The organism is Xenorhabdus sp. SGI240 (genome assembly GCF_040081915.1).
Lineage (GTDB): Bacteria > Pseudomonadota > Gammaproteobacteria > Enterobacterales > Enterobacteriaceae > Xenorhabdus > Xenorhabdus bakwenae.
Genome location: NZ_JBEBMB010000044.1, coordinates 50,746 through 62,973, shown reverse-complemented (window position 1 = coordinate 62,973; position 12,228 = coordinate 50,746). Strand labels below are relative to the sequence as shown.

Annotated in this window: 9 protein-coding genes and 1 tRNA gene; 8 read left to right on the top strand and 2 right to left on the bottom strand. The window is 46.4% G+C overall.

Features of this window, described 5'->3' with window-relative positions:
- Positions 1-199: 199 nt before the first annotated feature.
- Complete coding sequence (locus tag ABLA76_RS10855) at positions 200-1,456, bottom strand: valine--pyruvate transaminase (protein WP_285809103.1); 1,257 nt, start codon at positions 1,454-1,456, stop codon at positions 200-202.
- Positions 1,457-1,678: 222 nt separating this feature from the next.
- Positions 1,679-2,242, bottom strand: coding sequence for a DNA-3-methyladenine glycosylase I (locus ABLA76_RS10850; protein ID WP_348987925.1), 564 nt, complete (start codon positions 2,240-2,242; stop codon positions 1,679-1,681).
- A gap of 193 nt (positions 2,243-2,435) precedes the next feature.
- Here ABLA76_RS10850 and glyQ point away from each other — a divergent pair, with 193 nt between their 5' ends.
- The 8 genes from glyQ to dppF all read left to right on the top strand — a co-directional run bounded on the left by glyQ (position 2,436) and on the right by dppF (position 12,127).
- Positions 2,436-3,344 (top strand): glycine--tRNA ligase subunit alpha, encoded by a 909-nt coding sequence (gene glyQ / locus ABLA76_RS10845; RefSeq protein ID WP_193849885.1) that lies wholly within the window; start codon positions 2,436-2,438, stop codon positions 3,342-3,344.
- A gap of 9 nt (positions 3,345-3,353) precedes the next feature.
- Positions 3,354-5,426, top strand: coding sequence for a glycine--tRNA ligase subunit beta (gene glyS / locus ABLA76_RS10840; RefSeq protein ID WP_348987924.1), 2,073 nt, complete (start codon positions 3,354-3,356; stop codon positions 5,424-5,426).
- Between the two features lie 100 nt (positions 5,427-5,526).
- Positions 5,527-5,603, top strand: a tRNA-Pro gene (locus ABLA76_RS10835).
- An 832-nt stretch (positions 5,604-6,435) separates the two neighbouring features.
- The gene (dppA, locus tag ABLA76_RS10830) at positions 6,436-8,046 is read left to right on the top strand and encodes a dipeptide ABC transporter periplasmic-binding protein DppA (RefSeq protein ID WP_285809105.1); all 1,611 of its coding nucleotides are present in this window, start codon (positions 6,436-6,438) and stop codon (positions 8,044-8,046) included.
- Between the two features lie 143 nt (positions 8,047-8,189).
- Positions 8,190-9,209: a dipeptide ABC transporter permease DppB gene (gene dppB / locus ABLA76_RS10825; RefSeq protein ID WP_348987923.1), complete on the top strand. Its 1,020-nt coding sequence runs from the start codon at positions 8,190-8,192 to the stop codon at positions 9,207-9,209.
- A 9-nt stretch (positions 9,210-9,218) separates the two neighbouring features.
- A complete protein-coding gene (gene dppC, locus ABLA76_RS10820; protein WP_348988001.1) occupies positions 9,219-10,121 on the top strand; it encodes a dipeptide ABC transporter permease DppC in 903 nt (300 codons plus the stop codon).
- 12 nt (positions 10,122-10,133) lie between these two features.
- A complete protein-coding gene (dppD, locus tag ABLA76_RS10815; RefSeq protein WP_047770531.1) occupies positions 10,134-11,114 on the top strand; it encodes a dipeptide ABC transporter ATP-binding protein in 981 nt (326 codons plus the stop codon).
- A complete protein-coding gene (gene dppF / locus ABLA76_RS10810) occupies positions 11,111-12,127 on the top strand; it encodes a dipeptide ABC transporter ATP-binding subunit DppF (RefSeq protein ID WP_348987922.1) in 1,017 nt (338 codons plus the stop codon). Before dppD ends, dppF begins: the two co-directional genes overlap by 4 nt.
- Positions 12,128-12,228: the final 101 nt, after the last annotated feature.

Below are 12,228 nucleotides of genomic sequence, written 5' to 3'. Positions count from 1 at the left end.
TGGTTAAATATACGCAGTTCAGGGAAGGTATAAAAACAAGGAGTGTTTTCCTTTCCTATTGTGTGTGAAGAATTCTTTTGGGATTCTAATAACTACTGTCCTGTTCGCAGGTAAAAGTCCTCGTTATCATCTTGCTCCCTCCCTAAAATGAGGGAGCTTTTTTTTATTTTATTGCTAAGGACAGATTGCGATGCAAGATTCAGCGTCCTGCTGCTTGATGTGCTATTTCAATCTCTTCAGACAGAATACGAATACCTTCTTCGATCTTATCAATATCAGGAACATAGTTCATTCGCATACATTGATGGGCATGTGACCAATCGTGTTCTAGCCCCGGAAAGAAGAAATGTCCCGGCACCATCAGCACCTTGCGTTTCTTCAGCCGTTGATAAAGCTCTTCTGTCGTGATGGGTAAGTCTTTGAACCAGAGCCAGAGAAATATGGCCCCTTCCGGTTTATGGATAAGGCAGCGATCTTCCGAGATGTGGCGACGAATGATGGTAATCACGTTATCTACCCGTTGTTTGTAAAACGGTTGAATAACATTTTGTGACAGGCGGAACAGATCGTTACGTTTAATCATTTCCAGGGCGATGGCCGGCCCTATCCCTCCAGGGGATAAGCTGATAATGCCATTCATATTACTGATAGCATTGATGATTTTTTCATTGGCGATAATGATACCGCAGCGGGAGCCGGGTAGTCCGAGTTTGGACAGACTCATGCACAAAATAACATTGTGATTCCACAGCGGCGTAGCTTCGTTGAAGATAATACCGGGGAAGGGGACACCGTAGGCATTGTCTATCAATAAGGGGATCTGATGCTGTTGAGCCAGACTATCCAGGCGCAGTAATTCTTCATCGGTGATCACATTACCGGTTGGATTAGTGGGACGAGAGACGCAAATCAGGTTAATGTCTTCGGTAATATTCAGGTGATCGAAATCAACGTGATATTTGAATTGACCGTTGGGTAGCAATTCAATATTCGGTTTATTAGCAACAAATAACCCTTCATCCAAACCTGAATCGGAATAGCCAATATATTCTGGAGCAAGAGGAAATAAAACGCGCTTCATTGAACCATCTTCAGCGCGACCGGCCAATAAGTTAAACAGGTAGAAAAAGGCACTTTGGCTGCCATTGGTCAGGGCAATATTTTGTGGGTGGATATCCCAGCCGAGCTTTTCTCTTAGCTCCTGAGCCAATGCTGCTATCAAGGTGTTTTTCCCTTGTGGCCCGTCATAGTTACATAGTGTTTCGCTTAATTGACCGTCTAACGCCATGTCAGTCAATATCTGCTGGAAATAGGCATCCATTGCTGGGATATGTGCAGGATTGCCGCCGCCTAACATAATTGCGCCAGGTGTTCTCAGGCCCTGATTGAGATCCTCCATCAGACGGGTAATTCCTGAATCTTGTGTAAATTTGTTTCCGAATTGCGAAAATTTCATAGTGGCGTTTGCGTCTGTTTTTTTGTATGAGAAGAAAACACCATACCCTGCTCACTATCAGGGCGCAATGGGGTAAAACGGATATTCTGCGGTTCTGTATCGTTTGGTTTGTCTTTTTTTTGAATTTTAAAACTGGATAATTGCGTTTAATCCAGTTTTATATTTTAAGGTGATATTTTTGTTTATTTTTATGCACTAATTTTAATTTTTCACCACAGCTACTTATTTCCGACATAAACAATTTATGAGGTGATCATTGACTAAACCTGCTGCCTGCATAAAAGCGTAGCAGGTGGTGCTACCAACAAATTTAAATCCCCGTTTTTTCAACTCCTTTGCAAGTGCATCGGAATTGGCTGTTTTGGCAGGAACTTCTGATAAATTTTGCCAGTGATTTATTTGTGGAGAGTGATCAACGAAACGCCAGATAAAAGCGCTGAAGTTTTCACCTTGTTCAGCCATTTTCAGATAAGCGCGGGCATTGTGAATAATGGCATTGATTTTGCCACGATTACGCACGATAGCCGGTTCTTCCATCAGTCTCTCAACGTCTGTTTCATCCATTTTGGCTATTTTGACCGGATCAAACTGATGAAAACATTTTCGATAGCCTTCCCGTTTTTTCAGGATGGTAAACCATGATAAACCGGCTTGTTGTCCTTCCAGACAAAGCAGTTCGAAAAGTTGTTGGCTATCTCTTAAAGGGATTCCCCATTCGTTGTCGTGATAGGCCAGATAATCAGGGGAGGATGTGACCCAACCACAGCGCGTTATTTCCTTGTCCATGAATTGAACTTACCTCAAATAGTGGTTGATAATGACCCTAATCTTAGCTGTATAAATATACAAGTAAAGCGACCTGAATAAGATTTTTTTATACTGCGATAAAATTGAGGATGATCAGTGCTGTATATCTTACGTCCAAAGGGTATACTGACCTCTTTCTTTTAAATTCATATGCATCGCGTGCGGGTTCAACATGCAAAAGTTTGATACCAAAACCTTTCAGGGACTCATCCTGACATTACAGGATTACTGGGCGCGTCAAGGCTGTACCATTGTCCAACCACTGGATATGGAAGTCGGCGCAGGAACCTCTCATCCTATTACCTGTCTGCGTGCTTTGGGACCAGAGCCTATTGCAGCAGCTTATGTGCAACCTTCTCGTCGTCCAACTGACGGTCGTTATGGCGAAAACCCAAACCGCCTCCAGCACTACTATCAATTTCAGGTTATCATCAAGCCATCTCCAGATAACATTCAGGAACTCTATCTGGGTTCCTTGAAAGCGTTAGGACTTGATCCGACTGTTCACGATATCCGCTTTGTTGAAGATAACTGGGAAAACCCAACTCTGGGCGCATGGGGGCTGGGTTGGGAAGTCTGGTTGAACGGTATGGAAGTCACCCAGTTTACCTACTTTCAGCAAGTTGGTGGCCTTGAATGTAAGCCAGTAACGGGCGAAATTACTTACGGATTGGAACGTCTTGCGATGTATATTCAAGGCGTGGACAGCGTTTACGATCTGGTATGGAGCGATGGCCCGTTGGGTAAAACCACCTATGGCGATATTTACCACCAGAATGAGGTTGAACAGTCGACTTACAACTTTGAGCACGCAGATGTGGATTTTCTGTTTACCTGCTTTGAGCAATACGAAAAAGAGGCACAGGAATTACTGGCGCTGGAAACGCCGCTGCCATTGCCGGCGTATGAGCGCATTTTAAAAGCGGGCCATACCTTCAATTTGCTGGATGCCCGCAAAGCGATTTCCGTGACTGAACGTCAGCGCTATATCCTGCGCATCCGTACCCTGACCAAAGCGGTTGCTGAAGCTTATTATGCCTCCCGCGAGGCGCTTGGCTTCCCTATGTGTAACAAGAAATAAGAGGCCATCATGATTCAACAGACTTTCCTTGTGGAAATCGGCACAGAAGAGCTGCCACCAAAGGCGCTGCGTTCATTGGCTGAATCTTTTGCGGCCAATTTTGAAGCCGAACTGGATAACGCCAATCTGGGTCATGGTGAAGTTAGCTGGTTTGCGGCTCCTCGCCGTTTGGCACTGAAAGTCGCCAATTTGGCGGCAGCACAGGCTGATCGTGAAGTTGAAAAGCGTGGCCCTGCGATTGCTCAGGCGTTCGATGCAGAAGGTCAACCAACCAAAGCCGCAGAAGGTTGGGCGCGTGGTTGCGGTATCACCGTTGATCAGGCTGAACGCATGGTAACGGACAAAGGGGAATGGCTGCTTTATCGTGCTCAAGTTAAAGGCCGCGAAGCAAAAGCGCTGCTGGCGGATATGGTGAGCAGTTCTCTGAGTAAGTTGCCGATCCCTAAGCTGATGCGTTGGGGCGATAAACAGACCCAGTTTGTTCGTCCGGTACATACGGTCACTATGCTGCTGGGCGGCACAGTGGTTGAAGGCGAAATTCTGGGTATTCAATCGGATCGCATTATTCGTGGTCACCGCTTTATGGGTGAAGCGGAATTTACCATTGAGAACGCGCAGCAGTATCCGGCTATTTTGCAGGAGCGGGGGCGGGTTATCGCGGATTATGAAGTTCGTAAGGCGATGATCAAGCGTGATGCCGAACAGGCCGCAATACAGCTGGGTGGTGTAGCGGATCTGAGCGACAGTTTATTGGAAGAAGTGGCTTCGCTGGTGGAATGGCCGGTTGTACTGACGGCGAAATTCGAAGAAAAATTCCTGCAAGTTCCTGCTGAGGCGCTGGTTTATACCATGAAAGGTGACCAGAAATATTTTCCGGTTTACGACAAGGCCGGCAAATTGATGGCGAACTTTATTTTTGTCACCAATATTGAATCTTCTGATCCTCAGCAAATTATTTCCGGTAACGAAAAAGTGGTTCGCCCACGTCTGGCGGATGCGGAATTCTTCTTCAAGACTGACCGTAAGCAACGTTTAGAAGACAACCTGCCGCGTTTGGAAACCGTACTGTTCCAGAAACAATTGGGCACTTTGCGTGACAAAACGGATCGCATTCAGGCTCTGGCTGGCTGGATTGCGGAAAAAATCGGTGCTGATGTCAATCATGCGACGCGTGCTGGGTTATTGTCTAAATGTGACCTGATGACCAACATGGTGTTCGAATTCACCGATACGCAGGGCGTAATGGGAATGCACTATGCACGTCATGATGGCGAAGCGGAAGATGTGGCACTGGCACTGAATGAGCAGTATCAGCCACGTTTCTCTGGTGATGCACTGCCATCAACAGGCGTCTCCTGTGCCGTTGCCATTGCCGATAAGATGGATACCTTGGCTGGGATCTTCGGGATTGGCCAGCATCCGAAAGGGGATAAAGACCCGTTTGCTTTGCGCCGTGCGGCACTGGGTGTTCTGCGCATTATCGTTGAGAAAAAATTACCTCTCGACCTCCAGACCTTGGCAGAAGAAGCGGTACGTCTGTATGGTGACAAGCTGACCAACGAAAAAGCGGTGGATGAGGTGGTTGAGTTTATGCTCGGTCGCTTCCGCGCTTGGTATCAAGAGCTGGGGTATAGCGTTGATACTATTCAGGCGGTATTGGCGCGTCGTCCGACCCAACCGGCAGATTTTGATGCCCGAATGAAAGCGGTTACGCATTTCCGTACTCTGGATGCCGCCGTTTCGCTGGCGGCAGCCAACAAACGCGTTTCCAATATTCTGGCGAAATCAGCAGAACCGTTGAATGATACTGTCCTTGCTTCCGTGTTAAAAGCGGCAGAAGAGATCCAACTGGCGACACACCTTGTGGTGTTGAAGGAAAAACTTGCTCCTCTGTTTGCCGAAGGCAACTATCAGGATGCGTTGGCTGAATTAGCTTCCCTGCGTGAAGTGGTGGATGCGTTCTTCGATAATGTGATGGTGATGGATGAAGACAGCCAGGTCAGGGTCAATCGCTTGACGCTATTAAGTGAATTGCGTGACCTGTTCTTGCGTGTCGCCGATATTTCCCTGCTCCAGTCATAGGCTATATCGGTCATATTGGATGGTTTATGGTCAACTAACCACTTATCTTTAAAAAGATATTGACGGTTTGTGGCTCTGGCAGTAAGATGCGGCTCGTTTTCGGCGAGTAGCGCAGCTTGGTAGCGCAACTGGTTTGGGACCAGTGGGTCGGAGGTTCGAATCCTCTCTCGCCGACCAGCATTCAGAAACCCTGCTCTTATGAGCGGGGTTTTTTCTTATATATTCGATAAACTTCAAGTTGTAATCTGCAAGACAACGCAAGACCTTATATTTCTCAGCGCAGCGGGGAAATATAACACGCCTCTTGAAGTTGGAATCGATAGGAACTTTTTAGTTAGGGAAGAAAATTCATAATCACCCCGCTCTAGCTTCAGCTTCAAAAATAAAACATTTAAATAATTACCAAAGCTGACAATAACTTAACTATGCAATCACATTGACTTTTTTTTGCTCTTAATGTGATTATTATCATTGGCACAATAACTAAATGCAAAAAATGCAATTATAGATGGAATGATTATCGTAAAAAATAACCAAATCATTTTGATGCCCCTTAAGTAAAATGTTTAAAAATTGTATTTTACGCATTCCAAAAGATCAAAGATTATTTTCTCAGCAATCCGTAATAGGTGAACATCTCTCTGCCTTACTTTAATTATTTATATTTAAATCAATTCTCCTGATCGGATCAGATTTCATCTCATATATCCCCACCTTTTTATAAGCTACATTGCCTATTATTTAAGCATTTGGTCGCAAATTCAAAATTATCATCACCAGAGATTAATTCTTTACATTCGCTTAATTTTTGGTTTATTTGTCTATTCCATGTGCTTTCCGTCATGTTTTTTAACCATGATTGTTAATAATTCTTTTCTTTTGTGTTTTTCTTGTGTTTCTGGTGTTGTGTTTGATGATGTTGACGTCAGGCATAACAATTGATTAATTGATAAGCGAAAAATAATAAAACAAGTTAAACATCATAAACATCACAAACGGGGTTCAAGTAATGACAATTTCCAAGAAGAAACCGTCTGGTTTGTTAAAACTGGGTGTCGGTCTTGTCGCACTGGTTGTTACCGCCAGTATTCAGGCCAAAACGTTGGTGTACTGCTCTGAAGGTTCTCCTGAAGGTTTCAATCCACAACTATTCACTTCTGGCACAACTTATGATGCTAGCTCTGTACAACTCTATAACCGTTTAGTGGATTTTAAGTTAGGTACAACAGAGATCATCCCCAGTCTTGCTGAACGCTGGGAGGTGAGTGAGGATGGAAAAACTTATACTTTCTATTTGCGTAAGGGCGTGAAGTGGCACAGCAGTAAGGACTTCAAGCCAACACGTGATTTTAATGCTGATGATGTGATTTTTACTTTCATGCGCCAGAAGGATGAAAACCATCCATATAATAAAGTGTCAGGGGGGAGTTATGAATACTTTATTGGTATGGATCTGGGCAACATCATCAGTAAAGTAGAAAAAGTCGATGATTACACGGTTCGTTTTGTGTTATCTCGTCCAGAAGCCCCTTTCTTGGCTGATATCGGTATGGATTTCGCCTCAATTCTGTCTCAAGAGTATGCCGATGTCATGATGAAGGCTGGAACACCTGAAAAGGTTGACCTTAACCCGATTGGTACAGGCCCATTCCAATTGGTGCAATATCAAAAAGACTCCCGAATTCTCTATAAGGCATTTAAAGATTATTGGAAAGGGCCAGCAAAAATTGACCGTTTAGTTTTCTCTATTACCCCTGATGCGTCTATTCGTTATGCAAAATTACAGAAAAACGAATGTCAGGTAATGCCATATCCAAATCCGGCTGATATCGCCCGCATGAAACAAGATAAAGACATTGTTTTGAAAGAACAGGCGGGGCTGAATGTCGGTTATCTCTCCTTTAATGTCACTAAGCCGCCGATGGATAATCAAAAAGTCCGTCAGGCGCTGGCGATGGCGGTCAATAAAGATGCCATCATTGATGCGGTTTATCAGGGAGCGGGACAGAAAGCGAAAAATCTAATCCCACCGACGATATGGAGTTATAACGATGATATTAAAGACTATGCGTATGACCCTGCCAAGGCTAAAGCGCTATTGAAAGAAGCGGGTTTCCCGAATGGTTTTGAAACTGATTTGTGGGCCATGCCGGTACAGCGCCCGTATAACCCGAATGCTCGTCGCATGGCGGAAATCATTCAGGCTGACTGGGCGAAAATTGGCGTTAAAGCCAAAATTGTCAGTTATGAATGGGGGGAATACCTGAAACGAGCCAAAGATGGTGAACCGAAAACAGTCATGATGGGATGGACAGGGGACAATGGTGACCCTGATAACTTCTTTGGCACTTTGTTTAGCTGTGCCGCCAAAGAAAAAGGCTCCAACTATTCTAAATGGTGTTACAAGCCATTTGAGGATGTTATCCAACCCGCGCGTGAAACTGCTGATATCAACAAGCGTACTGAACTTTACAAACAAGCGCAGGTTGTTATGCACGAACAAGTACCGGCATTGATTATTGCCCACTCTACGGTTTACGAGCCAATTCGTAAAGAAGTGAAAGGTTATGTGGTCGATCCTTTCAGTAAACATCATTTCTACAACGTTGATCTCAAATAATTCTTGCGGTTGAGCTGTTGTGATTAACCATCCCCTCAGATTTTTCTGGGGGGATGGTTTCGCTTCTTTGATGGGCAAGTCAACTCTGTAGACACCAAGCGGTCCGAAGAACCGCACTGGTATTTAAAAAGGGAACTCAGGATATGCTGCAATTTATCCTCCGACGTCTGGGATTAGTGATCCCGACGTTTATTGGTATTACGCTGCTGACTTTCGCATTTGTGCACATGATACCGGGTGATCCCGTGCTGATTATGGCGGGAGAGCGAGGTATTTCTGCTGAGCGTCATGCCCAATTACTGGCTGAAATGGGGCTGGATAAGCCTCTCTGGGAGCAATATCTTCATTACATCAATGGCGTATTGCATGGCGATTTGGGGATCTCGTTAAAAAGCCGCATTCCGGTGTGGGATGAGTTTGTCCCGCGTTTTAAAGCGACTTTCGAATTGGGTATCTGTGCCATGTTATTTGCCATCTCTGTCGGTATTCCGGTCGGGGTATTGGCAGCTGTCAAACGGGGTTCTGTCTTTGATCACACCGCGATAGGTTTGTCATTGACAGGCTACTCCATGCCCATTTTCTGGTGGGGGATCATGCTGATCATGCTGGTTTCCGTTCACTGGAACTTAACCCCTGTTTCTGGCCGAATCAGTGATAGTGTGTTTCTTGATGACAGCAATCCCCTGACGGGATTTATGTTGATCGATACGCTGATTTGGGGCGAGGAAGGGGATTTCCCTGATGCTGTCATGCACATGGTCCTGCCAGCCATTGTGCTGGGAACGATCCCGTTAGCCGTCATCGTGCGCATGACGCGTTCTTCCATGCTGGAAGTGCTGGGCGAAGATTATATCCGTACTGCCAGGGCAAAAGGGCTGAGCCGCATTCGTGTCATTGTTGTCCATGCGCTGCGTAATGCGTTGTTACCTGTCGTCACGGTGATTGGCCTGCAAGTAGGCATCATGTTGGCGGGTGCCATTCTGACCGAAACCATTTTCTCATGGCCAGGATTAGGGCGTTGGCTGATTGATGCCCTGCAACGTCGTGACTATCCGGTAGTACAGGGCGGAGTATTGTTGGTGGCAACCATGATTATTCTGGTCAATCTGGTGGTTGATTTGTTGTACGGCATCGTCAATCCGCGCATTCGTCATAAGAAATAGGAGCACATGATGACTCAAACAACCGAGCCTGTCGTATCAGATGCGCCGAAATTAATGACGCAGGTACAGGAATTCTGGCACTACTTTAAACGTAACAAAGGCGCAGTGATTGGCCTTGTCTATATTATCCTGATGCTGTTGGTTGCGTTATTGGCGGGGATATTAGCCCCGCATGGTCCGGCAGAACAGTTTCGTGATTCCTTGCTAGTGCCTCCGGTATGGCAGGAAGGCGGAAGCTGGCAATTTATTCTCGGCACCGATGATGTTGGGCGCGATATTCTGTCCCGCCTGATGTATGGGGCACGTCTTTCATTATTGGTGGGCTGTCTGGTGGTAGTGATGTCACTCATCATGGGCATCATTCTGGGATTATTGGCCGGATATTTCGGTGGTGTGGTAGATACCATGATCATGCGTATCGTCGACATTATGTTGGCCTTGCCAAGCCTACTGCTGGCATTGGTGCTGGTGGCGATCTTTGGTCCATCAATTGTCAATGCGTCCCTGGCACTCACTTTTGTCGCCCTGCCTCACTATATCCGCTTAACAAGAGCGGCGGTACTGGTGGAAGTTAACCGCGATTATGTGATGGCTTCCCAAGTGGCTGGTGCGGGAGCCATACGCCAGATGTTCATCAATATCCTGCCAAACTGCCTTGCACCGCTGATTGTGCAAGCGTCATTAGGGTTTTCGAACGCTATTCTTGATATGGCGGCCTTGGGGTTTCTGGGAATGGGAGCACAGCCACCAACCCCAGAATGGGGAACCATGTTGGCCGATGTTTTGCAATTTACCCAGAGTGCGTGGTGGGTTGTGACCTTTCCGGGGCTGGCTATCCTGTTGACGGTACTGGCATTTAACCTGATGGGGGACGGGTTGCGCGATGCACTTGATCCCAAGCTCAAGCAGTAGGGGGATTGTGAAATGGCATTATTGAATGTAGACCAATTGTCAGTGCATTTTGGGGATGAAGATGCGCCATTCCGCGCCGTTGACCGTATCAGCTACCGTGTTGAGCAGGGAGAGGTTGTCGGTATTGTTGGAGAATCCGGCTCAGGTAAGTCGGTCAGTTCATTGGCGATTATGGGGCTGATTGATTATCCGGGCAAAGTCATGGCCGAAAAACTGGAATTCGCGGGCCGTGACCTGACTAAAATTTCAGAAAAAGAGCGCCGGCAGTTGGTAGGGGCGGAAGTGGCGATGATTTTCCAGGATCCCATGACCAGTTTGAATCCGTGCTACACCGTCGGTTATCAGATAATGGAAGCCTTGAAAGTCCATCAGGGCGGCAATCGGAAAACGCGATATCAGCGGGCAATAGACTTGTTGAACCTGGTGGGTATTCCCGATCCGGTTTCTCGTTTGGATGTTTATCCGCATCAATTATCTGGCGGAATGAGCCAGCGTGTGATGATCGCAATGGCTATCGCGTGCCGCCCGAAGCTTTTGATTGCCGATGAGCCGACGACGGCACTGGATGTCACCATTCAGGCGCAAATCATCGAGTTGTTGCTGGAATTGCAGCAGCGGGAAAACATGGCATTACTCTTGATCACCCATGATTTGGCGCTGGTGTCGGAAGCCGCCCACCATATTATAGTGATGTATGCCGGGCAGGTGGTAGAAATTGGCAAGGCAACGGAAATCTTCCGCGCGCCACGCCATCCTTATACACAAGCATTATTGCGGGCATTGCCGGAATTTGCAGTGGATAAATCCCGTTTGGCATCGTTGTCCGGTGTTGTTCCCGGAAAATATGATCGCCCAATGGGATGTCTGCTCAACCCGCGTTGTCCTTATGCCAATGCACATTGTCGCCAGGAGGAGCCGCCACTGAAATCAGTAGGAGAGCGTCAGGTTAAATGTCACATGCCACTGGATGATGAGGGGAGGCCAACAGTATGAGCATTCAACAAAACAGGGAACAAGAAAAGGCGACAGCACCTTTACTGCAAGCCACTGAATTGAAAAAATATTATCCGGTGAAAACAGGCTTATTCTCGCCTGAGCGTATGGTCAAGGCGTTGGATGGTGTCTCATTTGAACTGGAAAAAGGCAAGACGTTGGCGGTTGTCGGCGAATCGGGCTGTGGAAAATCCACATTGGGCCGCTTGTTGACCATGATTGAAAAACCGACTGAGGGGGAACTTTATTATCTGGGACAAGACCTCTTAGTGCCAAATAAAGAAGCAGAAAAACTTCGTCGCCAGAAGATCCAGATTGTCTTTCAAAACCCCTATGCTTCCTTAAATCCCCGTAAAAAAGTAGGGCAGATTTTGGAAGAGCCGTTGCTGATTAATACTTCACTTACTGCGCATGAACGTAAGGAAAAAGTCTTACAGATGATGGAGAAAGTAGGATTAAAACCGGAACATTATGCGCGTTATCCCCATATGTTTTCTGGGGGGCAGCGTCAACGTATCGCCATTGCCCGTGGATTAATGTTAAACCCAGATGTGGTCATTGCAGATGAACCCGTTTCAGCGTTGGATGTTTCAGTGCGGGCGCAGGTTCTGAACCTGATGATGGATTTGCAACAGGAGTTGGGATTGTCTTACGTCTTTATATCCCATGATCTTTCAGTCGTCGAACATATTGCTGATGAAGTGATGGTGATGTATTTGGGACGCTGTGTTGAAAAAGGGAGTAAGGAAATGATTTTCAACACGCCTCGTCATCCTTATACACAGGCGTTGTTGTCGGCGACGCCTCGTCTGAATCCTGAGCTGCGCCGTGAACGCATTAAGCTGACAGGAGAACTGCCAAGCCCGATGAACCCGCCGACGGGGTGTGCTTTTGCTGCCCGTTGTCGTCGTGCATTTAACCCATGTACCCAATTCCAGCCGAAGTTAAAGCAATATGGCGGACAACTGATCGCGTGTTTCGCGGTCGAACAGGATGAAAACCCATCCACCTGATCATATCTGACCGTGGTATAACGTATAAGCATTGTGGTAGGTTGTAGTAGAAGTAGTAGAAACTTATACAATCACTTTATGCGCTTTATTGAGTGATACCG

Coding starts and splice junctions, on each gene's coding strand:
- ABLA76_RS10855 (WP_285809103.1), bottom strand. CDS start 1,456: ATGAAATTTTCGCAATTCGGAAACAAATTTACACAAGATTCAGGAATT.
- ABLA76_RS10850 (WP_348987925.1), bottom strand. CDS start 2,242: ATGGACAAGGAAATAACGCGCTGTGGTTGGGTCACATCCTCCCCTGAT.
- glyQ (WP_193849885.1), top strand. CDS start 2,436: ATGCAAAAGTTTGATACCAAAACCTTTCAGGGACTCATCCTGACATTA.
- glyS (WP_348987924.1), top strand. CDS start 3,354: ATGATTCAACAGACTTTCCTTGTGGAAATCGGCACAGAAGAGCTGCCA.
- dppA (WP_285809105.1), top strand. CDS start 6,436: ATGACAATTTCCAAGAAGAAACCGTCTGGTTTGTTAAAACTGGGTGTC.
- dppB (WP_348987923.1), top strand. CDS start 8,190: ATGCTGCAATTTATCCTCCGACGTCTGGGATTAGTGATCCCGACGTTT.
- dppC (WP_348988001.1), top strand. CDS start 9,219: ATGACTCAAACAACCGAGCCTGTCGTATCAGATGCGCCGAAATTAATG.
- dppD (WP_047770531.1), top strand. CDS start 10,134: ATGGCATTATTGAATGTAGACCAATTGTCAGTGCATTTTGGGGATGAA.
- dppF (WP_348987922.1), top strand. CDS start 11,111: ATGAGCATTCAACAAAACAGGGAACAAGAAAAGGCGACAGCACCTTTA.